20 protein-coding genes are annotated in these 22,831 nt (G+C 60.7%); 8 read left to right on the top strand and 12 right to left on the bottom strand.

The window, feature by feature from the left end; genetic code table 11:
* Window position 1 precedes the first annotated feature (1 nt).
* Both OZ428_RS06735 and OZ428_RS06730 read right to left on the bottom strand, forming a co-directional pair.
* Window positions 2-2,338, bottom strand: coding sequence for a putative bifunctional diguanylate cyclase/phosphodiesterase (locus OZ428_RS06735; protein ID WP_269132943.1), 2,337 nt, complete (start codon window positions 2,336-2,338; stop codon window positions 2-4).
* A 671-nt stretch (window positions 2,339-3,009) separates the two neighbouring features.
* On the bottom strand, window positions 3,010-3,960 hold the full coding sequence (locus tag OZ428_RS06730; protein ID WP_269131116.1) for a transposase: 951 nt from the start codon (window positions 3,958-3,960) through the stop codon (window positions 3,010-3,012).
* A 632-nt stretch (window positions 3,961-4,592) separates the two neighbouring features.
* Here OZ428_RS06730 and OZ428_RS06725 point away from each other — a divergent pair.
* Complete coding sequence (locus OZ428_RS06725; protein WP_269132942.1) at window positions 4,593-5,717, top strand: IS481 family transposase; 1,125 nt, start codon at window positions 4,593-4,595, stop codon at window positions 5,715-5,717.
* Window positions 5,718-5,863: 146 nt separating this feature from the next.
* Here the strand turns inward: OZ428_RS06725 and OZ428_RS06720 are convergent, their stop codons facing one another.
* Genes OZ428_RS06720 through OZ428_RS06685 form a run of 8 tightly spaced genes read right to left on the bottom strand, consistent with a single transcriptional unit; the run spans window position 5,864 to window position 13,432 of the window.
* Window positions 5,864-7,039, bottom strand: coding sequence for an ABC transporter substrate-binding protein (locus OZ428_RS06720; protein ID WP_269132941.1), 1,176 nt, complete (start codon window positions 7,037-7,039; stop codon window positions 5,864-5,866).
* Entirely contained in the window at window positions 7,036-8,010 is a 975-nt protein-coding gene (locus OZ428_RS06715; protein ID WP_269132940.1) for a CobW family GTP-binding protein, read from the bottom strand. The genes OZ428_RS06720 and OZ428_RS06715 overlap by 4 nt, the downstream gene beginning before the upstream one ends.
* On the bottom strand, window positions 8,007-8,306 hold the full coding sequence (locus OZ428_RS06710; RefSeq protein ID WP_177111662.1) for a hypothetical protein: 300 nt from the start codon (window positions 8,304-8,306) through the stop codon (window positions 8,007-8,009). The genes OZ428_RS06715 and OZ428_RS06710 overlap by 4 nt, the downstream gene beginning before the upstream one ends.
* A gap of 13 nt (window positions 8,307-8,319) precedes the next feature.
* Complete coding sequence (locus OZ428_RS06705; RefSeq protein WP_269132939.1) at window positions 8,320-9,069, bottom strand: SDR family NAD(P)-dependent oxidoreductase; 750 nt, start codon at window positions 9,067-9,069, stop codon at window positions 8,320-8,322.
* A gap of 13 nt (window positions 9,070-9,082) precedes the next feature.
* Window positions 9,083-9,844 carry an SDR family NAD(P)-dependent oxidoreductase gene (locus OZ428_RS06700; RefSeq protein WP_269132938.1) on the bottom strand — a complete coding sequence of 254 codons (762 nt, stop codon included), beginning with the start codon at window positions 9,842-9,844 and terminating at the stop codon, window positions 9,083-9,085.
* A 10-nt stretch (window positions 9,845-9,854) separates the two neighbouring features.
* Window positions 9,855-11,195, bottom strand: a complete 1,341-nt coding sequence (locus tag OZ428_RS06695; RefSeq protein WP_269132937.1) for an MFS transporter — start codon at window positions 11,193-11,195, stop codon at window positions 9,855-9,857.
* A gap of 24 nt (window positions 11,196-11,219) precedes the next feature.
* Window positions 11,220-12,098 (bottom strand): polysaccharide deacetylase family protein, encoded by an 879-nt coding sequence (locus OZ428_RS06690; protein WP_003234086.1) that lies wholly within the window; start codon window positions 12,096-12,098, stop codon window positions 11,220-11,222.
* 11 nt (window positions 12,099-12,109) lie between these two features.
* Window positions 12,110-13,432 (bottom strand): amidase, encoded by a 1,323-nt coding sequence (locus tag OZ428_RS06685; RefSeq protein ID WP_269132936.1) that lies wholly within the window; start codon window positions 13,430-13,432, stop codon window positions 12,110-12,112.
* A 337-nt stretch (window positions 13,433-13,769) separates the two neighbouring features.
* On the opposite strand from OZ428_RS06685, the gene OZ428_RS06680 reads away from it, so the two are divergent.
* From OZ428_RS06680 to cmoB, 7 genes are all read left to right on the top strand, one after another.
* Window positions 13,770-14,759, top strand: a complete 990-nt coding sequence (locus OZ428_RS06680; protein WP_033902439.1) for a GntR family transcriptional regulator — start codon at window positions 13,770-13,772, stop codon at window positions 14,757-14,759.
* Window positions 14,760-14,851: 92 nt separating this feature from the next.
* Window positions 14,852-17,272, top strand: coding sequence for an endopeptidase La (gene lon, locus OZ428_RS06675; protein WP_033902440.1), 2,421 nt, complete (start codon window positions 14,852-14,854; stop codon window positions 17,270-17,272).
* A 192-nt stretch (window positions 17,273-17,464) separates the two neighbouring features.
* The gene (locus OZ428_RS06670) at window positions 17,465-17,854 is read left to right on the top strand and encodes a protease inhibitor I42 family protein (protein ID WP_269132935.1); all 390 of its coding nucleotides are present in this window, start codon (window positions 17,465-17,467) and stop codon (window positions 17,852-17,854) included.
* A 1-nt stretch (window position 17,855) separates the two neighbouring features.
* Window positions 17,856-18,515, top strand: coding sequence for a lysoplasmalogenase (locus OZ428_RS06665; RefSeq protein WP_269132934.1), 660 nt, complete (start codon window positions 17,856-17,858; stop codon window positions 18,513-18,515).
* Between the two features lie 151 nt (window positions 18,516-18,666).
* The gene (locus OZ428_RS06660; RefSeq protein WP_269132933.1) at window positions 18,667-19,089 is read left to right on the top strand and encodes a hypothetical protein; all 423 of its coding nucleotides are present in this window, start codon (window positions 18,667-18,669) and stop codon (window positions 19,087-19,089) included.
* A 123-nt stretch (window positions 19,090-19,212) separates the two neighbouring features.
* Complete coding sequence (gene cmoA, locus OZ428_RS06655; RefSeq protein ID WP_038851283.1) at window positions 19,213-19,956, top strand: carboxy-S-adenosyl-L-methionine synthase CmoA; 744 nt, start codon at window positions 19,213-19,215, stop codon at window positions 19,954-19,956.
* Complete coding sequence (cmoB, locus tag OZ428_RS06650) at window positions 19,953-20,909, top strand: tRNA 5-methoxyuridine(34)/uridine 5-oxyacetic acid(34) synthase CmoB (protein WP_269132932.1); 957 nt, start codon at window positions 19,953-19,955, stop codon at window positions 20,907-20,909. The genes cmoA and cmoB overlap by 4 nt, the downstream gene beginning before the upstream one ends.
* A gap of 3 nt (window positions 20,910-20,912) precedes the next feature.
* Here cmoB and tadA read toward each other — a convergent pair whose 3' ends face one another.
* The gene (gene tadA / locus OZ428_RS06645) at window positions 20,913-21,410 is read right to left on the bottom strand and encodes a tRNA adenosine(34) deaminase TadA (RefSeq protein WP_033902446.1); all 498 of its coding nucleotides are present in this window, start codon (window positions 21,408-21,410) and stop codon (window positions 20,913-20,915) included.
* Window positions 21,410-22,786: a multicopper oxidase family protein gene (locus OZ428_RS06640; RefSeq protein ID WP_269132931.1), complete on the bottom strand. Its 1,377-nt coding sequence runs from the start codon at window positions 22,784-22,786 to the stop codon at window positions 21,410-21,412. Before OZ428_RS06640 ends, tadA begins: the two co-directional genes overlap by 1 nt.
* Window positions 22,787-22,831 lie beyond the last annotated feature (45 nt).

The raw sequence follows: 22,831 nt of genomic DNA, 5'->3' as shown, positions 1-22,831 counted from the left end.
TCTAGATCGGCACCCGTTCGCGACGCATCCACATCTCGAACGCCATGGCATTCAAGGGCCGACTGATCAGGTAGCCCTGCGCGGTGTCGCAATTCCACTGTTTGAGCAGCTTCAAGCTGGGGGCGAATTCCACGCCCTCGGCGACGACCTTGAGCCCAAGGTTGTGGCTCATCTCGATGGTGGAGCGCACGATCACCCCGTCGCCACTGGTGTTGTTGAGGTTACGTATGAAGGACTGGTCGATCTTCAACTCCTGCACCGGCAGGCGCTGCAATTGCGCGAGGGATGAATAGCCGGTGCCGAAGTCATCCACCGACAAACTGATGCCGCAGCCGCGCAACTGCTCCAACACACTGAGGGCCTGTTGTGGGTTGTGCATGATCGCGCTTTCGGTGATCTCGAAAATCAGTTGCTCGGCGTCCACCTGATATTGCATCAACAGCGCAGTGACACGAATCGCCAGGTCATCATCAGCCAAATCATCCACCGAGATATTCACCGACAGCTGGATCAGCATGCCGCGCTGCGACCACTCGGCGATCTGGCGGATGGCTTCTTCAATCACCCACAGGGTCAGGCTGCCCATGCTGCCAGTGCGTTCGGCCAAGGGGATGAACTCTGCCGGAGACACCTGGCCGAGGGTCGGGTGCTGCCAGCGCAACAAGGCTTCGGCCTGGCGTACGTGGCCATGCTTGAGGTCGAGTTTGGGCTGGTAGCACAGGAACAACTCACCCTCGATGGCCGCTCGACGCAGGTCACGGATCAGGGTGATCTGACGTTGGTGGGCCAGGTCGCGGTCCTGCTGGTAGATCTGCAAATGCCCCGGCAGGCTGGCGGCGTCATGCCGAGCGATGGCGGCGCGGCTGATCAACTCTTCCACTTGCTGGCCGTCGGCCGGGTAGGCGGCGATGCCGATGCTCACTTCGTGGCGCAGCTCGTCATGGCCGATGCGCTGCGGCTCGGTGAGCAGCGCGTAGAGACGGTCCGCGCGGGCCACGGCGCGATCAACCTCAGTATTTTCCAGTAACAACAGGAACTCGCTGCCAGCGATACGCGCCGCCGTATCACTGGCCAAGAGGCTCATGGACAAGCAGCGGCTGGCTTCGCGCAGCATCTCTTCAACGCCTTCAGGGCCGAAACCTTCGTTGATCACCCGGTAATTTTCGATGCCGACGTACAGCAACACCACCGGCCGTCGCGCACTGATCGCACTGCCCAGGCGCTCCATGGCCAGGGCGCGGTTGGGCAAACCGGTCAATGGATCGTGCAGGGCGTTATGCGCCAACTGCCGCTCGCGCACGGCAATGCCGCTTTGCATGGCATTGAAGGCGCGGGCCAGCAAGCCGAATTCATCGTGGCTGCGTACTCGCACCGGTGTGCGGTAATCACCGGCACCGATACGCTCGGCCGCCTGCACCAGGGCATTGAGCGGGCGCGATACCCGTCGCGCCAGAAACAGCGCGCCGGCCAACGACACCAGCAGCACTGCCAGGGCAATCCCGAGGAACTGCCGGTCCAGCGGCGCAAAGGATTCCAGGGCATGGTCGAGTGGGCTTTGCAGCAGCACGCGCACTTCATCGCCATCGTCGGTGTTGGCCAGCGGCAGCACCTGGCTGAGTACCCGCTGGCCATAGAACAAGTGAATTTTCGGCTCGGGGTCGACATGCCCTTCGCGCAACAGGCTGAGAGTGGCGGCCTGGTAAGCATCCGGCTGCGTGCTGTACAGCGGGCCGGGGATGCCGTTTTGCACGCTGAGGAACGACACCTCCAGATTGCTCATGGAACGCAGCTCATTGGCGAACAGCTTGTCCATGGGAAAGCCCATGACGATGCGTGCGATGGGCAACTCGTCGAGCACTTCATCCTGCACCAACAGATACGGCCGTCCGTCCAAGGCCACGATCAGCATCTGCAGGCCCGTGCGCCGGGCATGGCGCAGGGCATCGTCATAGGGGAACGGTTGGCCGCGCGTGAGGATGGGCAAGGTGCTGACCATGACCTTGCCGTCCAGGTCCAGTACGAAGACCTCGCTGGAACGGATGCCCGTGCCGTGGCGACGCAACGCAGCCAGAATCGGCACGGTCTTGCCTTCGGCCACGGCTTGTTTGAACGGGAGGTCGACGGTCAGCCAGTCGAGCCCGTATTGCAAGCGCCGACCGCGCAGGTCGATGAGGCGCTCGAACACTTGGCTGCCGGTTTGCAACTGGACTTGCGCCTGGTTTTCCACGGCGCGGGTGGTGGCGGTCTTGACGGCGAAATAGGTGGCGCCGACCACCACCAGCAGTAACAGCGCCAGCACCCCGGCGATGCGGGTTTGGAACGTGTGGCGCCACCTCATTGCAGTGCCCTCTGGCAGCGTTCGCCTCTCTCTGCCACTACGTCCCTTTGTCATGTGCATTCCTTGCGACTGCTGACCTGGCGTCAAAAAAATATCCATTTGGATTGAATATTAGGTCTTAGGAGATTAGCTGGGACTTGGGTTAAGTGCACCCAATAAAAGCGGGGAGTTTGGTGGCGGTTTTTTGGCGACAATGGGTTGGCTGGGGATTGAGTTGAGTACATATCCGTTATTTGGGTAACGGCTGATATGGGTTCCGCCCTTACGGCGGGTCACTTTGCAAAAGCGGCAAAGTAAACCAAAACGCTCTTACCCCAACACTCGGCACCTCGCTTAGGCTCGGTGTGCCCTCACTCCGGCTTGAATCCGTGGGCCGCCGCGATGGGCCATCCTTGGCCCAGCGCGGCTAACCCGGCGTCCTGCCGGGTTACCCACGGATTCAAGCCTGCGTTCGGCCAGCGTGTTTGACGGGGCGCCTCAGATCAAAAGCAAAAGCGCGGCGGCCTTAGAGCCGACCGGTGTTGTGTCGGCGAACTCGGTCAAGTGTGGGAGCAACTGTCTTTGAGGATTTATTTTAAAAATAATCCTTTCGGACATGGCTTCGCCAGTAATACCGCGTAGCGGTATTACTGGCGAAGCCCGCGCTTCAGTAAAGTGCCCCTCATTTGTTATCAGGCTGCGGGGACCTGAGATTTCTGCTCTCTCCAACCCGTGCCATCTCGCAGCATTGCGTTTAGACGAATCAAGAGCTTTCGCATGCATGCCACAACAGCGACCTTCGCAAGCTTGCCTCGCGCTCGCAGAGCCTCATATTCGGCTTTGACTTGCGGATCGTGCTGAACCATTGACCAGGTCGACATATAGGTTGCGCCACGCACCGTATAGCGCCCGCCCTCGATTGATCTAGGGCCGCTCTTCTTGCCGCTATCGTTGTTGTAGGGCGCTAACCCTGCCAAAGCCGCAATCTTGCGTCCCGACACGGTTCCAAGCTCAGGAAGAAATGCCAAGAGCGTTCCGCAGGTGATGGCTCCGATCCCTTTCACCGACCTCAGTCGTCTGGCTTTCTCCTGATCCAGCACGGTCGAGGCATCCTCAATCTCCTTACCCAATGACTTGATCTGGCCCTCCAGGTAAGCGATGTGATCGGTGTAAGTGGATATGGCTTTAGCGCATGTGGTTTGCTTCATCCGGCGCTTGTCGCTGTCCCGGCTCTTGACCAAGCTGCCTCGCAGCTTGAGCAATTCGCCCAGCTCATCCCGATCCTTATTCGGTTCAACATGCGGCAAGTCCTCGAAATCTCTCGCAAACTTCGCCAGCATCTGAGCATCGATCTTATCGGTTTTAGCTATCTTGCCCATTGCTCTCGCATAGTCGCGAGCGCGTTTTGGATTGACGCGAAAGACATTCAAACCCTCCAACCGCAAGGCTCTGAGCAATGCCCTTTCATAGCCGCCGGTGGCTTCAAGCAAGACCCTTCCCACCTCAAGCTCGTTCAGGCATGTGATCAGCCGAGTGAAGCCCTCAAGGTCATTACTGACCTGAAACTGCGTGTAATTCGCAGGAAGAAACCCCACATCCACAGTCGCTTTCGAAACATCGAGACCAACATAGTAGGAAATCATCGCCAAACCCTCTTACACTCAAGAAGTGAGAGCACTCTGACCTATCCCTAGCTTGTGATTTCGAGTTTTGCCGCTCATCCAACTGTTCGGGCTTCTGGTCAGAGTGAGAGGTGGATGGCGACTTGGCTCCCACTCGTGCTTTAAGCACCGCTGGCTTTCAGTCTGCCATCCACTGCTCTCACCCTTCTGAGTTTAAGAGATCTTGAAGACACAAGCTGGCTTGCCTGCGATTGCATCAACTCGGTGTGCCTGATGTACCTAGGTGCCTGCATCGCAGGCAAGCCAGCTCCCACAGAAAAGCAGATCCTATTCAGTTCTGGCTCTGGCTTTGTTTTTGATTTTGATCTCAGACGCCCCGTCAAACACGCTGGCCGGAATTCGACAGGGATTTGGGGGGTAAACCGGCAGGGATGCCGGTTTAGCCGCCCCGCGCCATGGATGGCGCGTGGCGGCGGCCCCCCCAAATACCTGTCGGATTACGGGCACACCGAGCCTAGGCGAGGTGCCGAGTGTTGGGGCGAGGACCTTTTGGTTACTTTTGGGTCCTTCTGTATGGACCGGACACATGGTGGACGGGTGTACGGGGACATGGTGGACACTTTTCGGCGAGCCAACTTCGCCGGAAAGCCATCATGCCCTGGAACACGAGAGACACCATGAGCCTGAAAGAAGAGTTCATTGCCTTTGCACGGCAACCCGGCAGTAATAAACGAGAGCTATGCCGACGATTCGGCATCAGTCCGCAAACGGCCTACAAGTGGCTCAAACGCTACGAAGCGCACGGTCAGCCAGGGCTGCAAGAGAGGTCTCGCAAACCGGCCACCAGTCCCAAACTGACCACCGCAGCTCTGGAAGCGCAGGTCATAGCACTTAGGCAAGACCATCCAGCATGGGGTGGACGCACAATCAGCAGCCTCTTGAACAAGCAGATCGCTCCCAGCACCGTCACCAATGTCCTGCACCGGCACGGTCTGATTCAGCCTTCTCAGAAGGAACAAGAGGCAAAGCTGAGATTTGAGCACGATGCGCCTAACGATCTTTGGCAGATGGATTTCAAAGGGCATTTTCCTACGCAAGAAGGCCGATGCCATCCGCTGACCATGCTGGACGACCATTCACGATTCAATTTGGCAATTCAGGCCTGTGACAACGAGCGTGGAGCTACGGTGAAGGAGAAGATGATCGAGGTATTCCAACGCTTCGGATTACCGGCTCGCATCAACGTTGATAACGGCCCGCCATGGGGCTCGCCACGCAACCCTGGTGAAATCACAGAGCTAAGTATCTGGTTGATTCGCCTAGGAATTCGGATCAGCTTCAGCCGTCCATACCATCCTCAAACAAATGGAAAAATCGAACGTTTCCACCGCTCACTCAAGGCCGAAGTGCTTGAAGGGCGTCATTTTTCCACTACCAAGGAGGCTCAAAAAGCGTTTGATCAATGGCGTGAGATTTATAACCTACAACGTCCTCATCAAGCGTTGGATTACAAGGTACCTATGGACCGGTATCGCTCCAGCCCCTGGATTTATCCGCAGCAGTTATCGGAGTTTGAATACGGTCCGGATGATAAGCTGGCTAAGGCTTATCACAGTCGATTTCGCTTTCAGAAACGCTATTTCAGCATTGCCAAGGGTTTGGCTGGGCTTCATATCGCGATACGGCCTAACCCTGAAAGTGATGGCCTTTTTGATGTCTACTTCTGTCATCACTTCCTACGAACGATCGACGTGAGCAAACCTGACTATGGTTCATAATGTGTCAACCATGTCCCCGCACATGTGTCCACCATGTATCCGGTCCATACAGGTCCTTCCAAAAGTGACCCGCTGTAAGAGCGGAACCCATATCAGCCGTTACCGAAGAAACGGATATGTACTCAATCAATCAAACAATCAAACAATCAAACACACCGAGCCCGCATAAAATCCCCCCACCGCCGCACCAGATAATTATGCTCATCCATCACCGAATTCCACACCGCAATATGCCCCATGCGCGCTTCATAAGACCCCCCATCCCGCACCTCACCCACATCAATCAACGGCAACCCATCACTCCCCAGCAACTCCTCCCGAGCCGGCTTGCCGGCATACCAGTAATCCCACTCCGCACTGCTCAAGTGATCCCGACTCCGCGCCGGGTTGCCAATGTAATACCCCTGGCGCGCCATCACTGCCCCAGGCCACCCCGACAACCACCAATTCAAATACGCATAAGCCGCATCCAACACCGGCCCCTTGGCATGCCGCGACAACGACAACCCACCAAACCACGCGCGATAGCCTTCACGCGGCACCGCCAAGCGGTATTTCACACCCGCACGATGAAGGCGCATCAAGGTCGGCGACCACAGGCTCTGGATATCGATACTCGGGCTGAGCATCAATTGCGCCGCCTCTTCATCATCAGACCAGAACGCCGCAAAGTGCCCCTCCTTCTGCTTGCGCACCAGGATGTCGGCGAGCACGTCGATCTCCTCGATGCTCATATTGCCGATGTCCCTGAAACTGGCCAGCCCCGCACCCTGCACCGCCAATGCAGCATCCAACGCACCGATAGCCGCGTCACTCTGCAGGGCCGTGCGTGCACGCCAAGCGGGATCGAGCAGCCAGCCCCAGCTTTCATTACCGTGGCAAAAGCCTTCGGGCAAGCGTTCGGGACGGTAGGCGAAACTATCGGCGTTGTGGGTCAGGGGCAACATGCTGATGCGCTCGGTGACCGTGCTGCCGAGGCTGCCGTCGTGCTGCACGAACAATCGTTCGCTGGGCACGCTGCCGCTGCCCAGTCGGTCATCCGGTGATAGGCGCCCACGCTTGGGCAGGTCATTAATCTCGTGCCACAGCGCAATGCGCCGGGTGTCGATAGGCTGGATGGCCCGGGCCGGCCAAACGAAGTCGACGTTGTGGAACCATTGGTCGTAGAGGTCGTAGCTCTCGGGTTGCATCACCGCGATGCGTTGGGCCTGCTCGACATCGTGTACTTGGTAGACCAGGCGAATACCCAGCTCCTGTTCCGCACGGACGCGCAGGCATTCAAGCAGGGTGACGGAGGTGCCGAGGACGCGCAGAGTGATCATGCCGCGAACCGCCGCGAGAACACGTTGAAGGAGCGTCGCAACAGTTCGGGGTCTAGGCCACGCAGGATAAACACCAGGCGCGACTGCCGATCGGTGCCCGGCCATGCAGGCAAATGAACCGGCGCATGCAGGCAATGCTGCACACCATGAATGACGATGGGGGCGTTACTGGCGTTCACGTTGAGCAGCCCTTTGACACGAAGGATTCGTTCGCCGTGGCATCTTAACAGCATCGACAACCACACCCCGAAACCCACCCAGTCCAGCGGCTGGTCGAAGGTCAGGCTGCACACTTGTGCGGCGCCGTGGGTAGCGGTGGTGGTGCGATGCAGTTGCCAGCGACTGACTTCCACGGCGGGTTCGGCGCTGCGCAGGCCTTCGCCGAGCAACAGTTGATCGCCGCTGTGGATGTCGTGGGTATCGAGGATCGGCGTACCGGCATTCAGCGCCTGCAAGTGAGCGCATAACGCCGTGCAATCGCCGGCCAGGTCGGTCTTGCTCAACAGCAGGCGATCCGCCGCCGCCACCTGGGCCAGCCATTCCGGGTGCAGGCGTTCTTGCAGGTCGGCGTGGCTGGCATCGACCAGGGTGATCACCAGGCCAACATGAAAACGCCCGCGCAGTTGCACGTCGTTGTTCAGGGTGGCGAGGATCGGTGCCGGGTCGGCCAGGCCGGTGGTCTCCAGAATGACGCGCTTGAACGCCGGGATTTCACCGCGCTCGCGGCGTTGCAACAGGCCGAGCAGCGCTTCCTTCAGCTCGCCTCGGATCGAACAACACACGCAGCCGCTGGGCAGCAGTACGGTGTCCGGTGCCACCTCTTCCACCAGCAGATGGTCGATACCGACATCGCCGAATTCGTTGATCAGCAGCGCGGTGTCGCCCAGGCTTTCGCCTTGCAGCAGACGCTTGAGCAAGGTGGTCTTGCCGCTGCCGAGGAAGCCAGTGATGACATTAAGGGCGATGCTCATACGGATGACTCCAGATGATCCAGCAAGCGCGGATCGAGGGGATCCAACGGACGGCCGAGCATCGTTTCGGCCGCCTGCCAGAGTTGATCCAGACCGCTGGCCAATTCCTGCTTACCGGTAGCGCCCAGCAGCAGATACGACGCGCCCTGGAAATCTTCGACCTTGAGCCGGAACACCGCCAGCACCTGATTGATCGCGGCGATTCGGCGCAGGCGTTCGCGGCGTCGGGGCAGTTCGTCGCCCAAAGGATCGCTCCAGTGCAAGTCTTCGCCGAGCAAGCCGCAGAGTCCGCACATGGCTATACCTCACTCATGGCATGACATCGCCGGAGTTCGGACCCAGGGTCTGACCGACGAGCAGGTTGCCACCGGGCTCGCTGGCCAGCAGCACCGCCGTGGGCGCCACTTCATCCGCCAGGCCGAAGCGCCCCAGGGGCAGTTCCTTGGCCTTGGCGCGTTTCCAGTCGTCGCTGATACCGCCCACCAACGGCGTCTCGATCGGGCCGGGCGCGATGGCGTTGACCAGCACATTGTCCTTGGCCACTTCCAGGGCCAGGGACTTGGTGAAGCCGATCACCCCGGCCTTGGCCGCCGCGTAATGGGTCAGCTCGGCGCCGCCCTTGATGCCCAGTTGCGAGGCGACGTTGATGATCCGTCCCCAACGCTGCGCGAGCATATGCGGCAAGGCGCGCTGGCTGGCGACGAACACGCTGGTGAGGTCGACGCGCAGCATGTCGTTCCACATCTCGATGGACAGGTCGACGCAGCGCGCCTGGGTGAGCATACCGGCGTTGTTGACCAGGATATCGATGCCGCCGAAGTGTTCGACGCAACGGTCAACACTCGCCTGCGCACCGTCGACGGTGCCGACATCGGCCAGGCATTCGAACACCTCGGCGCCGAGGTTGCGGCAGGTGATCGCCGTTTCCGCGAGGCTGGCGGCGTTGCGGTCGGCCAGCACCAGGCGCGCGCCTTCAGCGGCGTAGGCACGGGCGATGGCGGCACCGATGCCGCTGCCAGCGCCGGTGATCACCGCGCGGCGGTTTTCCAATTGTCTCATGTTCATTCCTCAATCAGTCCGGCCAGCGCACGGTAAGGCCACCGTCGATGACAATGCTTTGCCCGGTCAGATAGCTCGACGCGTCACTGGTCAAAAACTGCACCAGCGACGCCACTTCATCCGCCCGCCCTACCCGGCCCAATGGAATCGCGCGCGCCGCTTTGGCCAAGCCTTCCGGCCCCAGCGAGTTCTTTGCATCCAGCGACTGCGGCGTCTCGATCAATCCAGGAATCACCGCATTGCAACGAATGCCCTTGGCCGCCAACTCCACCGCCAGCGACCGGCACAGCCCCGGCACGCCCGCCTTGGCCGCCGCGTAGTGGCTGTGTTCCTGCCAGCCATACACGCCGCCGGCAATCGACGAAATCGCCACCAGCGCGCCGCCTGCATGCATATGCCGGGTTGCCGCGCGGAAGGTGCGCATCACCCCCGTGAGGTCGACATTGAGCATTTCGTCCCACAACGCGTCGGTCATCTCCAGCAAGGGTGCGCGGCGCAGCAGGCCGGCATTGGCCACGGCGTAATCAAGTCGGCCGAAATGCTGGATGGCTTGCGCGGCCAGTGCATCGACGGAAGCGGTGTCACCCACGTCCAACGGCAGCATCAGGCACTCGCCGCCCGCCTCTTCCACCAGACGGATAGTGGACTGCGGGTCATGGGGATCGGCCGGGTAATACCCGCCGACCACCGCCACACCGTTGCGCGCATAGGCCACGGCGAGGGCTTGGCCGATGCCGCTGGCGGCACCGGTAATCAAGGCAACTTTACGGCTCATCAATCACTCCTTACTGAACGGTTTCCGGACGCACATGGCGTGCGGAAAACATCAAGGCGCCGGACAGGAAGCACGGCAGTGCACCGAACCACAGGGCGGCGGTCTGCCAGTCGCTGCCAGCGGACAACACTTGGGTCGCACCAAAGCCTGCGACTACCGCACCAATCGGGCCCATGGCATGGATGATTGCGCCGCCGGTGGCGCGGATGCTGGTGGGGAAACTTTCACTGATAAAGAACAATGCCGCCGAATACGGCCCGATCAGGAAGAACAAGCCCAGGCTATACAGCCCGACCACCATCGGCATATTGCTTGGGCCAAACAGCATCCCGGCGAACGACAGCCCGCCGAGCATCCAGCCCAGGCCGATCACGTTGCGACGGCCGATCTTGTCGCCCATCCAGCCGTGGCTGAGGTAGCCGCAATAGCCCACCAGGTTCGACAGCACGAGAATGATCAGCGAGTTCTCGAACGAGATGTGGTGCACGCTGATGATCACCGAGGTACCGAGCACGCTGAACACCTGGATCGCCGCCCAGTTGAGCAACAGTGCCGCGCCAATCACTAAGGTGGCGCGACGCGCCGGGCCACGGAACGCGGCTTTAAGGCCCGCCTTGCTGTGTTCGTCGTAGTCCACGCCGTAGGTGGCGGCGACGTTTTGCGCTTCTGTGACGGCGCCGCTTTTACGCAATTGGCTGATGCGCTGGTGGATCTGGAACTGCGGGCTCTCCTTGAGCTTGCGCGCCATGATCGCGATGACGATGGCCGGGATCGCGGCGAAGATGAAGCAGCCCTGCCAGCCAATGATCGGCAGCAACAGCGCGGTCAAACCGGCGGCAATCAAAGCACCCACCGGCCAGCCGCCCTGCACCAGGCTGTAGATAAAACCCCGGCGCTTGGTCAGGCGCGGATCCTCAGAAGCGCCGTACAATTCACTCAAATACGTGGCGTTGACGGTTTCCTCGGCATAACCCAAACCGCCCAAGGAACGGATCAAGATCAGCGGCGATTTGCCCCACGCTCCGCCAATCGCCGTCAGCGCCGAGCACAGCGCAGAGCCGGCCACGGTGAAGATAATCCCGGTGCGCCGCCCCAATTTGTCCACCACCGGGCCGATGGCAAACGCGACTACCGCCGTGCCCACTGCCACCCATGTCGCAATTTCAGCTTGCTCCACTTCACCCCAGCCAAAATGCCGGCCAATCTCCGGCAGCAAGGTGCCGAACAGGATGAAGTCATACACCGCAAACACCCAGGCAAAAAACGCGATCCAGGTGGCGAAACGCACCTCCTTGGACGTCAGTTGCCGGGGTTTCCAGCCAGTCAGGTCAAGCTTGTTGTAGATGGACATGGGTCGCGCCTCAGGAATAAGGGGTCAGGTACGGGGTTGGCGGCGGATGAAGTCGTCGGCGATTTCGTCAAAGGTGACGAAGCGCACGCCGGCATGGCTCTGGATGTGTTCGATCAGGCGCTCCAGCATCAGCAGCACTTGCGGGCGGCCGGAGACGTCGGGGTGGATGGTCATGGTGAACACCGCGTGTTCGTGTTCGCGGTAGACCCAGTCGAACTGGTCGCGCCACATTTCTTCCAGGTGACGCGGGTTGACGAAGCCGTGGCTGTTGGGGGCTTTTTTGATGAACATCATCGGCGGCAGGTCGTCCAGGTACCAGTTGGCCGGGATCTCCACCAGGTCGGTTTCTTCGCCGCGCACCAGGGGTTTCATCCAGGTGTCGGGGTGCTGGCTGTAGTCGATCTTGGTCCAGCTGTCGCCCTTGCGCACGTAGTAGGGGTGGAAGTCGTTGTGCATCAGGCTGTGGTCGTACTTGATGCCTTTTTTCAGCAGCAGTTCGTTGGTGACCTTGCTGAATTCCCACCACGGCGCCACGTAACCCGTCGGGCGTTTGCCGGTGACCTGGGTGATCAGCTCGATGGATTTATCCAGGACGATTTCTTCCTGCTCGGCCGTCATGGCGATGGGGTTTTCGTGGCTGTAGCCGTGCACACCGATTTCGTGACCGGCGTCGGCCACGGCTTTCATTTGCTCGGGGAAGGTTTCCATCGAGTGGCCTGGGATAAACCAGGTGGTGCGCAGGCCGTAGCGTTCGAACAGCTTGAGCAGGCGCGGCGCGCCGATTTCCCCGGCGAACAGGCCACGGGAGATGTCGTCCGGCGAATCTTCGCCGCCGTAGGAACCGAGCCAGCCGGCGACGGCGTCAACGTCGACGCCGAATGCACAGAGAATGTCTTTAGCCATGATGTGTCTCCTTAAACGTTGAGTACGGATTCGACGGACAACGCTGCGCGCAGCAGGCGAGCGTCTTCCCCCGTCGGGGCGCTGAGCAGCAGCCCGGTGGGCAGGCCCTGGGCATCGCGGCCGCTGGGCAGGGTCACGCCCGGCATGTCGAGCAAACTGCCGGGCATGGTCAGGCGCAGGGTGGCGAGGTTGGTGTTCACAAACAGGTCGTCGTCGGCTTCCAGCGGTGCCAATGCGGGTGCGACGTGGGCGACGGTGGGGGTGATCAGGATGGCGCCGTCGAGGTCGTCGACCAGTTGCTGTTGCAGGCGGCGGCGGGCATCGACCAGATGCAGCAGTTGGCTGGCCGGAAGCGTGCGCGCGGCTTCGAGGCGGCGGCGTACACGTGGGTCAAGTTGTTCGGCGTCGGGGCTGTCGAGCAAGGCTTCGTGCAGGGCGAAGGCTTCGAAGGAACCGAGCCAGCCGTGGTGTTTGATCAGGTCGAGGGTGGCCTGGAAGGTCGGGCATTCGCGCTCTTCGATCAGTGCGCCGTGGGCCTTGAGTTGCTCCACGGCGCGCAGCAGGTTGTTGCGCACGGCGGCTTCGACGTCTTGTTGCGCCAACACAAAACGCTGGCCCTTGAGGCTGCGAGGGGTGTGGGTTTGGCGACGGCCATGCAGCAGATCGTCGATGGCCAGGGCATCACGCACACTGCGAGTCAGCGGGCCCAGGCTGTCGAGTGTATGGGCCAACGGGAACACGCTGTCGCGGCTGTAGCGTCGGCTGCTGCTGCGGTACCCCACCAGGCCGTTGAAGGCCGAGGGGATGCGGATCGAACCGGCGGTGTCGGTGCCCATGGCGATCGGCACGATTCCGGCGGCAACGGCCACGGCTGAACCGGACGACGAACCGCCAGGAATGCGCGGTTGGTCAGTGCCATGGGGGTTGTGCGGCGTGCCGAAATGCGGGTTCAGGCCCAGGCCGGAATAGGCCAGTTCGCTGAGGTTGGTCTTGCCCACGCTGACCATCCCGGCGCGGCACAACAGGCCCACGGTCGGTGCGTCGAGCAACGCGGCAGGCGCAGTGCGGCGGTAGGCCGCGCCCGCAGTGGTGACGCTGCCGGCCACGTCGAACAGATCTTTCCAAGCCAGAGGCACGCCGTCGAATACGCTCAATGGCTGGCCGGCGCGCCAGCGGGCGGCAGAGGCTTCGGCTTCGCGACGCGCACGCTCGGCGGTCAGGCTGATAAACACCGCCGGGAGCTCACTCGCCTTTTCGAGTGCCTGTTCGAGGATTTGCACCGGATCGCTGCGACCGCTGGCGAAATCTTCAGCCATTGAAGTGGCGTCTGACATCAGAGTGACCCCCATAAAACGTACATATTAATAAAATGTACATTTTATAAAGGCAGCTTTCGTGCCAGTCTTTCTCAGGCAGCATTTACGCAACCAGGGGATTTCGCCCAGAGCTACGGGATAGATGGTTTTAACCAGCGGGAAAAAATCTTGCCAGGCCGCCGGAAAGCGCCTTCAATGAAATAATGTATCTTTTATTAATAAGTACATTTCGGTGCAGAAAAGTAACATTCCCCGATTCCGAGCCCCACAAAGGTGCCGCCGCTGTGGCGCAGGGTGACAGGCGCAACTTATGAGAGAATCCCCGGCCACCGTCCTACAAGCCCCAGAGAAAGCGATGAAAGCAGCGTCCGCCTCGGCCTCCCGTTACGCGATGATTCACCAGGTATTGCGTGATGCGATCGTCAACGGCACCGCGCGCCACGGCCTGGTCTTGCTGGAAGCGCCACTGGCCGAATTGTTCGGCACCAGCCGTGTGCCGGTGCGTCGGGCCCTGGACCTGCTGCATGAGGAAGGCCTGATCTGCCGCTTCAACGGCCGGGGTTACCTGATCAATCCCGACGGCCTGGCCATGGAACCGCTGCGCTTGCCCTTGAGCCATGCGCACCTGGGCCTCAACGGCGAAGATGAGTTGGTGGACACGCGGCCGCTGGGCGAGCGCATCGTCGAGGAGATTGGCGCGGCGTTGTCCACCTGCATTGCCTTCGGCCATTACCGCCTCGATGAGCAAGCCGCCGCCGACCACTACGGCGTCAGCCGCGCGGTAGTGCGTGAAGCGCTGATGCGCCTGCGCGACCGGGGATTGGTGGAAAAAGAGCCCTACTCCCAATGGCTGGCCGGACCGCTGACCGCCCGTGAAGTTACCGAAGACTACGAACTGCGCGCCTGCCTGGAACCCGAAGCTTTGCGCCAAAGTGCGCCGGGGCTGGACCGCGAGATGCTGGAAGCGATGTTGCAACGCGTGCTGGACGCCCAGGACAGCGCCCACTGCAGCCTGGAGGCCATCGAACAGATCGAGGAGGACTTGCACCAGCGCTGCCTCGCGGGCCTGCAGAACCGCAAGATCGCGGCGTTGATCCGCCAAGGCCAAAGCCCGATGATCATCAGCCGGATTTTCTACCGTTTGCTGGGGATCGGCGCCGATCCGGCCATGCTGGCCGAACATCGGTTGATTCTGGAATTACTGCTGCACGGTGCATTTGATGCAGCGGCGTTGAATCTGCGTGAGCACCTGCAACGCGCACGGCAGCGCATGCTGCAACGGTTGAAAGTGTTGTCAGTGCTTCCGGAGCAGCCATTGCCGAGCTATCTGCATAAGATCAGCTGAATTCATGCAATTTGTTGCTAACTTCACACGACCATTGAAACCACCGCTACCCCGCCCCATCTAACCTGCATACTTCCTTATGCAGGTGCCCCATGAGCGACCAGCAAGAATTCCCTGATTACGACCTCAACGACTACGCCGACCCCGAAAACGCTGAATCCGCCTCGTCCAATACCGGCCTGGCCCTGCCAGGGCAAAACCTGCCGGACAAGGTCTACATCATTCCGATCCACAACCGGCCCTTCTTCCCGGCGCAAGTGCTGCCGGTGATCGTCAACGAAGAGCCGTGGGCCGAAACCCTGGAGTTGGTGAGCAAATCCGACCACCACTCCCTGGCCCTGTTCTTCATGGACACACCGCCAGAAGACCCGCGCCACTTCGACACCTCCAGCCTGCCGCTGTACGGCACCCTGGTGAAGGTGCACCACGCCAGCCGCGAAAACGGCAAGCTGCAATTCGTCGCCCAGGGCCTGACCCGCGTGCGCATCAAGACCTGGCTCAAGCACCACCGCCCACCGTACCTGGTGGAAGTCGAATACCCGCACCAGCCGAGCGAGCCGACCGATGAGGTCAAGGCCTACGGCATGGCGCTGATCAATGCGATCAAGGAACTGCTGCCCCTCAACCCGCTGTACAGCGAAGAGTTGAAGAACTACCTCAACCGCTTCAGCCCCAACGACCCGTCGCCACTCACCGACTTCGCCGCCGCGCTGACGTCGGCCACCGGTAACGAGTTGCAGGAAGTGCTGGACTGCGTGCCCATGCTCAAGCGCATGGAAAAAGTGCTGCCGATGCTGCGCAAAGAGGTTGAAGTCGCGCGCCTGCAAAAAGAACTGTCCGCCGAGGTCAACCGCAAGATCGGCGAGCACCAGCGGGAGTTCTTCCTCAAGGAACAACTCAAGGTCATCCAGCAGGAGCTGGGCCTGACCAAGGACGACCGCAGTGCGGACGTCGAACAGTTCGAGCAACGCCTGGAAGGCAAAGTGCTGCCGCCCCAGGCAAAAAAACGCATTGATGAAGAATTGAACAAACTGTCGATCCTCGAAACCGGCTCGCCAGAGTACGCGGTGACACGCAATTACCTGGACTGGGCCACTTCGGTGCCGTGGGGCGTGTTTGGCGAGGATAAACTCGACCTGAAACATGCGCGAAAAGTGTTGGATAAACACCACGCGGGCCTGGATGACATCAAGAGCCGCATCCTTGAGTTCCTTGCGGTGGGTGCCTATAAGGGCGAAGTCGCCGGTTCCATCGTGCTGCTGGTCGGCCCGCCGGGCGTGGGCAAGACCAGCGTGGGTAAATCCATCGCTGAATCCCTGGGCCGGCCCTTCTACCGCTTCAGCGTCGGCGGCATGCGCGACGAGGCCGAGATCAAGGGCCATCGCCGCACCTACATCGGCGCCCTGCCGGGCAAGCTGGTGCAGGCGCTTAAAGATGTGGAAGTGATGAACCCGGTGATCATGCTCGACGAGATCGACAAGATGGGCCAGAGCTTCCAGGGCGACCCGGCGTCGGCCTTGCTGGAAACCCTCGACCCTGAGCAGAACGTCGAATTCCTCGACCATTACCTGGACCTGCGCCTGGACCTGTCCAAAGTGCTGTTCGTGTGCACCGCCAACACTTTGGATTCCATCCCCGGCCCGCTGCTGGACCGTATGGAAGTGATTCGCCTGTCGGGCTATATCACCGAAGAAAAAGTCGCCATCGCCAAGCGCCATCTGTGGCCGAAACAGCTGGAAAAAGCCGGCGTGTCGAAAAACAGCCTGACCATCAGCGACGGCGCCTTGCGTGCGTTGATCGACGGTTACGCTCGCGAAGCCGGGGTGCGTCAGCTGGAGAAACAGCTGGGCAAACTGGTGCGCAAGGCGGTGGTCAAGTTGCTGGACGAGCCGGATTCGGTGATCAAGATCGGCAACAAGGATCTGGAAAGCTCACTGGGCATCCCGGTGTTCCGCAACGAGCAAGTGCTGTCCGGCACCGGCGTGATCACAGGCCTGGCCTGGACCAGCATGGGCGGCGCGACCTTGCCGATCGAGGCGACGCGTATCCACACGCTCAATCGTGGCTTCAAGCTCACCGGGCAGTTGGGCGAAGTGATGAAGGAGTCCGCGGAAATCGCCTACAGCTACATCAGTTCGAACCTGAAGTCGTTTGGTGGTGATCCGAAATTCTTCGACGAAGCCTTCGTGCACTTGCACGTGCCGGAAGGCGCCACGCCGAAAGACGGCCCGAGCGCCGGGGTGACCATGGCCAGTGCGCTGCTGTCGCTGGCGCGTAACCAGCCGCCGAAAAAAGGCGTGGCCATGACCGGCGAGCTGACGCTGACCGGACACGTGCTGCCGATTGGCGGGGTGCGCGAAAAGGTGATTGCGGCGCGGCGCCAGAAGATCCATGAACTGATCTTGCCGGAGCCGAACCGCGGCAGTTTTGAAGAGCTGCCGGAGTACCTGAAGGAAGGCATGACGGTGCACTTTGCCAAGCGCTTTGCGGATGTGGCGAAAGTGCTGTTCTGACAATTATGTAGTGCCTGGTCTGGCCTCATCGCGGGCAAGCCCGGCTCCCACCTTTGAATGTGTTCACCCATCAAAATGTGGGAGCGGGCTTGCCCGCGAAGGCGTCAGTCGCCACAGCGCAAATCCCTCCTTGTCACACCTTGTCTCATCTTCGGTTATGCTCGCCCTTCGTCGTGAATCAACGGAGCCCCCATGACCGCTGCCCGCCTGCTTCTCCCCTTGAGCCTTGCCCTGCTGGCCGCGTGCGCCAGTGCACCGAAGCAAAACGTCACCGTGGACAACCAGAGCGCCTGCCCGCTCCAGCTCAAAAGCGGACAAAACCTTATCCTCACGTTGCCAAGCAACCCCACCACCGGTTACCGCTGGGCCATCCAGGACTCCGCTGGCGGCGTGCTGCGCGCGCTGAGCCCGGAGGTCTACAGCAGCTCGGAATCCGGTGTGGTCGGTGGCGGCGGCCAGTCGACCTGGCGTTTCCAGGCTTTCGCAGCCGGCCAGGGTCGTTTGCGCCTGACCTCCCAGCAACCCTGGGAGCCGGAAGCCGAACCCGTCGAAACCTTTGACTGCGCCATTACGGTGAACTGATATGCCATGGCTGATTCTTGCGTTGATGGGCGCCGGCACCTTTATCTACGGCCTGACCACCCATGCCACCTTATTGTGCCTGCTGGTCAAACCGCTGCCGGTGCTGGCGTTGTTGGGTTGGCTGCATGATGCACCGCCCACCGACTATCGACGCTGGATCAGCCTGGGGCTGATTTTTTCCCTGGTGGGCGATGTGCTGCTGGCCTGGCCGGGCGACCTGTTCGTCTTCGGCTTGGGTGCCTTCCTGTTTGCGCATTTGGCGTACCTCAAAGCCTATTTCAGTGACTGTCGCCGCATGGCGCTGCTGCCGCTGGTATTGGCGCTGGGCGTGGGCGCAATCCTGCTGAGCATCCTGATCTCCCATGGCCTGGGCGACCTGCTGGTTCCTGTAGTGGTTTATGCAACCGTGATCAGTGCCATGCTTTGGCGTGCGTTGGCGCGACTGGGCAGCGATGTGCCGAAACGCTCGGCATGGCTGGCGGCGGCAGGTGCGGCGTCGTTTGTGTTTTCTGACACGCTGATCGGTATCAATCGGTTTGTGGTGGCGTTCGATGCAGCGCCGTATTTGCTGATCAGTACCTATTGGCTGGGCCAGTGGGGTATCACTGCATCTGCGTTTGCACTCGGTACGCAGACAGAACACCTCAGCGACAATCCTTGAAAAAACCAAGTCCTCTATCCTACGCCCTGCCTAGAATCAAAACATCTAAACGACTGGTAGTTTTGACAGTTACGTAAAGTAGGCGCCTGCCGATAACGTCGTGGGACAACGCGCACAATCATGTGGGCGAATGGGTCAGAAGGATTCAATCATGGCCACCCGTAGAACACTCAAGAAAGCCAAGGGAACATTGACCGCCTCCATCAACGGTGAAGCGAATTTCGTTGCAGACGCGGTTTATCTGACGCACGAGAATGGACTGACAAGGATCGTAGGTGTGGATGAGGATTCAGCCAGCCTTCTACGCATCATCCAGATTGATATGGTGGCGCACATACCCTACGGCGAACATGATTTTCCAGGCGATCACATTCGCGCACTCATAGGCGGTGGAAACACTGCTCCCTCGCACTATTTAACCAGCAGCGGTCGTGTGACCGTTGATTTTGACCATAAAACTGGCCGCTACGAGGGCCAGTTCAAGTTCACTGCACAAAACATCTTTCCACCAAAAAACATCATTGAGGTTGAGGGTGCTTTTGCTATTCACACGGGCCCTAGCGCCAAAAAGTGACGGAGATCGCCGGGGCGGTGAAGCCAGTACCGACAGCTCCATCACGGTTTATCAGACAACCCGCGCACACCGGGGCCAACTTGGCTAAAATGCCGGCCTTTCCCCATCGTCGCCGGAACAACCGTGAGCAAAGAACCCGATCGCCTATTCGCCCAGCCCCTGCCCCAGGTGCCGGACTTCGCCTTTAACGAGGACGTGGTGCGGGTGTTCCCGGACATGATCAAGCGCTCGGTGCCGGGCTACCCGACTATCGTCGAGAACCTCGGTGTACTCGCCGCGCAGTTCGCCCAGCCCAACAGCGTGCTGTATGACCTGGGATCCTCGCTGGGCGCGGTGACCCAGGCCCTGCGCCGTCATGTGCGCACCGACGGTTGCCGGGTAATCGCGGTGGATAACTCGGCCGCGATGGTCGAGCGGTGCCGTGAATACCTCAATGGCCAGGACTCGATGTTCCAGGAGCTGCTGCCGGTCGAGGTTATCGAGGGGGATATCCTCGCGCTGCAGTTCCAGCCGGCCTCGGTGGTGGCGCTGAATTTCACCCTGCAATTCATCGCGCCCGATGAGCGCCTGGCCTTGCTCGCGCGCATCCGCCAGTCGCTGTTGCCGGGTGGCGCGCTGATCCTCTCGGAAAAGCTGCGCTTCAATGATGCCGAAGAACACGCGCTGCTCACCGATCTGCACATCGCGTTCAAACGCGCCAACGGCTACAGCGAACTGGAAATCGCCCAGAAACGCAGCGCCATCGAAAACGTCATGAAGCCCGACAGCCTCGAAGAACACCGCGAGCGCCTGCTGGCGGCCGGTTTTTCGACAGTCGTGCCGTGGTTCCAGTGTCTTAACTTTGCCTCGTTGATTGCCTTGCCATGATTGATCTTTCTCCCCTCGCCCGCCATCTGGTCGGCACTCCCCTGGCCGTGTGGGCCCAGGGCCTGCAAGCGCAACTCGATAGCAAGATGGAAAAGGGTCATGGCGACCTGGAACGCTGGCAGAGTGCGCTGGATGCACTGCCAAAAATCCAGCCCAGCGAAGTGGATTTGCTGAACGGCCTGACGCTCGATACTGACTGCGACGATGACACCCGCGTGCAGATGCATTCCGCGCTGATGGGCCTGAGCCCGTGGCGCAAAGGGCCATTCAACCTGTTCGGCGTGCATGTGGACACCGAATGGCGCTCGGACTGGAAGTGGTCCCGCGTGGCACCGCACCTGAACCTGAAGGGCAAGCGCATCCTCGACGTGGGCTGCGGCAACGGTTACTACATGTGGCGCATGCTCGGCGCCGGGGCCGACAGCGTGATTGGCGTGGACCCGAACTGGTTGTTCTTCTGTCAGTTCCAGGCGGTGCAGCGTTACCTCTCCGAACCCAAGGCCTGGCACCTGCCGTTCCCGTTCGAAGACCTGCCGTCGAATCTGGAAGGCTTCGACACGGTGTTTTCCATGGGGGTGTTCTATCACCGGCGTTCGCCTATTGAGCATCTGCTGGCGCTGAAGGACACCCTGGTCAAAGGCGGCGAACTCGTCCTGGAAACCCTGGTGGTCGAAGGCGATCAGCAGCAGGTGCTGGTGCCGGAAGACCGTTACGCGCAGATGCGCAACGTATGGTTCCTGCCGTCAGTGCCGGCGTTGATGCTGTGGCTACGCCGCGCAGGATTCAGCGACGTGCGCTGTGTGGATGTGAGTGTGACCACGGTCGAGGAACAGCGTGGGACAGAGTGGATGAAGTACCAGTCGCTGAGTGATTTCCTCGATCCTCAAGATCACAGCAAAACCATCGAAGGGCTGCCGGCGCCGATGCGGGCCGTGATCATCGCCCGCAAATAAATCTCAAAGGGACGGCTTGGCTCTTCGCGCCTTGAAGAACTCACTCAAGACCGTCCCGCATTCCTCGGCCAACACCCCCCCTTCAAACAGCACCTTATGATTGAGAAAGCCCTGGGTAAAAAACTGCCCCTGGCTTTGCACAATCCCCGCCTTGGGTTCCAGCGCGCCGTACACCACACGCGCAATCCGCGAATGCACGATCAGCCCCGCGCACATGCTGCACGGCTCCAGGGTCACATAGAGCGTGCTGCCCACCAGGCGATAGTTGCTGATGGCCTGCGCGGCGGCGCGGATGGCGACCATTTCGGCGTGGGCGCTGGGGTCGTTGCCGCTGATGGGGCAGTTGAAGCCACGGCCGATGATTTCGCCGTCTTGCACCAGCACCGCACCGACGGGCACTTCACCCAATGCAGCGCCTTGGGCGGCAAGGGCCAGGGCTTCGCGCATGAAGTCCTGGTCGCGGCTGCGGTCGATGATCGCGGTAGGGCGGAACTGGCGCATCACGCCACCTCGATGGCGGCCATCAGGCCGGTTTCCATGTGGTCGATCACATGGCAGTGGAACATCCACACCCCTGGGTTATCCGCCACCAACGCCACGCGGGCGCGCTCGTTTTTACCCAAAAGGTAGGTGTCGGTGAAGTACGGGATCACCTTGTGGCGGTTCGAGGCGATCACCTTGAAGCTCATGCCGTGCAGGTGAATCGGGTGCTGGTACTGGGTCATGTTCTTCAATTCGAAAATGTAACTCTTGCCCTTTTCCAGCTTGGCAATCGGGCGGTCGGCACAGGTCTTGTCGGTGATGTCCCAGGCCTTGCCGTTGATCTGCCACAGGCTTGGTGGTTTCCCGTCATCCACGGACACCGTGCCGACCCACTCGAAATTGAAGTTGAGTTTCTCCGCATTGGCCAGGTCCGGCTCGGCAATCGGGTTGGCGGGCAATGCAGGCGGCCACTCAGTCGGCGCATCGGCGTTGGCCACCGAACGGAAGGTACCCAGGCGTACTGGGCCATTGCGGATCGACAGCTCTTCGCCCGCCGGCGGTGCCTTTATCGCCAGGCAGATGCGCATGCCGGGGCCCAACCAGTATTCCTTGCCCAGCGGGCGCGGCTCGATCGGGTTGCCGTCCAGCGCGTAGATCTGCGCCTCGACATCCGGAATGTTGATGCGATACGTCAGGGTGTTGTCGAGGTTGAGCAGACGCACGCGAGTGATCTGTCCGGCCGGCAAATCGATCACTGCCTGGGACACACCATTGATCGTCGACAACCGCCCGGCGGTGCCACCGCGTGCCGCCTCACGAGGAACGCTGAAGGCCACGAAGGCGCCCTCTTCGTCCACGTGCCAGCTTTTCAGGCTGAGGGTGCGTTCATGTTTGAAACCGGTGGGTTCGCGCTCTTCGATGATCAGCGGGCCGACCAGGCCACGGCCGAGTTCTTCGCTGCTGTTCACGTGGGGGTGATACCAGTAGCTGCCGGCGTCGGGCACACGGAATTTGTAATCGAAATACTCACCGGGCAGTACCGGCAACTGCGAGACGTAGGGCACGCCGTCCATTTCCAGCGGCAGGCGGATGCCATGCCAATGAATGGTGGTGGCGACCGGCAAGTGGTTGATGAAACGCACCCGCAGCCATTCGCCCTGACGCACCCGCAACTCGGTGCCCGGCGCTGACGGGCCAAATGCCCAGGCTTCGGTCTTGTGACCCGGCACCAGTTCCACGTCGAGCGGCGCGGCGATCAGCTCGTAATCATGCCCCGCCTCGGCCTCGGCAACTTTCCCCAGCCAGTAGCGGTAGGCGCCACCGGCACCGACGCCCACTACGGCCAGGCCTGCAAGACCACCCAGGATTTGTCGACGGGAAAAGGATCGGGACACAACAACCTCACGTATCGGCCGCAGGCCCAAGGCCTGCAAAGGGCA

Origin of the sequence: Pseudomonas sp. GXZC (genome assembly GCF_026967615.1) — a bacterium.
GTDB classification, from domain to species: Bacteria; Pseudomonadota; Gammaproteobacteria; order Pseudomonadales; family Pseudomonadaceae; genus Aquipseudomonas; species Aquipseudomonas azotoformans_A.
Note: the sequence above shows the minus strand (reverse complement) of the source record. Positions and strands in the feature narration are given on the sequence as shown.

Bases quoted from the DNA above. Each gene is read 5' to 3' on its own strand.
- OZ428_RS06730 (WP_269131116.1), bottom strand. From the start codon at position 3,960: ATGATTTCCTACTATGTTGGTCTCGATGTTTCGAAAGCGACTGTGGAT.
- OZ428_RS06695 (WP_269132937.1), bottom strand. From the start codon at position 11,195: ATGTCCATCTACAACAAGCTTGACCTGACTGGCTGGAAACCCCGGCAA.
- OZ428_RS06685 (WP_269132936.1), bottom strand. From the start codon at position 13,432: ATGTCAGACGCCACTTCAATGGCTGAAGATTTCGCCAGCGGTCGCAGC.
- OZ428_RS06680 (WP_033902439.1), top strand. From the start codon at position 13,770: ATGAAAGCAGCGTCCGCCTCGGCCTCCCGTTACGCGATGATTCACCAG.
- OZ428_RS06715 (WP_269132940.1), bottom strand. From the start codon at position 8,010: ATGAGCATCGCCCTTAATGTCATCACTGGCTTCCTCGGCAGCGGCAAG.
- OZ428_RS06735 (WP_269132943.1), bottom strand. From the start codon at position 2,338: ATGAGGTGGCGCCACACGTTCCAAACCCGCATCGCCGGGGTGCTGGCG.
- OZ428_RS06670 (WP_269132935.1), top strand. From the start codon at position 17,465: ATGACCGCTGCCCGCCTGCTTCTCCCCTTGAGCCTTGCCCTGCTGGCC.
- OZ428_RS06725 (WP_269132942.1), top strand. From the start codon at position 4,593: ATGCCCTGGAACACGAGAGACACCATGAGCCTGAAAGAAGAGTTCATT.
- OZ428_RS06690 (WP_003234086.1), bottom strand. From the start codon at position 12,098: ATGGCTAAAGACATTCTCTGTGCATTCGGCGTCGACGTTGACGCCGTC.
- OZ428_RS06660 (WP_269132933.1), top strand. From the start codon at position 18,667: ATGGCCACCCGTAGAACACTCAAGAAAGCCAAGGGAACATTGACCGCC.
- OZ428_RS06700 (WP_269132938.1), bottom strand. From the start codon at position 9,844: ATGAGCCGTAAAGTTGCCTTGATTACCGGTGCCGCCAGCGGCATCGGC.
- OZ428_RS06720 (WP_269132941.1), bottom strand. From the start codon at position 7,039: ATGATCACTCTGCGCGTCCTCGGCACCTCCGTCACCCTGCTTGAATGC.
- cmoB (WP_269132932.1), top strand. From the start codon at position 19,953: ATGATTGATCTTTCTCCCCTCGCCCGCCATCTGGTCGGCACTCCCCTG.
- OZ428_RS06710 (WP_177111662.1), bottom strand. From the start codon at position 8,306: ATGTGCGGACTCTGCGGCTTGCTCGGCGAAGACTTGCACTGGAGCGAT.
- tadA (WP_033902446.1), bottom strand. From the start codon at position 21,410: ATGCGCCAGTTCCGCCCTACCGCGATCATCGACCGCAGCCGCGACCAG.
- OZ428_RS06705 (WP_269132939.1), bottom strand. From the start codon at position 9,069: ATGAGACAATTGGAAAACCGCCGCGCGGTGATCACCGGCGCTGGCAGC.
- lon (WP_033902440.1), top strand. From the start codon at position 14,852: ATGAGCGACCAGCAAGAATTCCCTGATTACGACCTCAACGACTACGCC.
- OZ428_RS06665 (WP_269132934.1), top strand. From the start codon at position 17,856: ATGCCATGGCTGATTCTTGCGTTGATGGGCGCCGGCACCTTTATCTAC.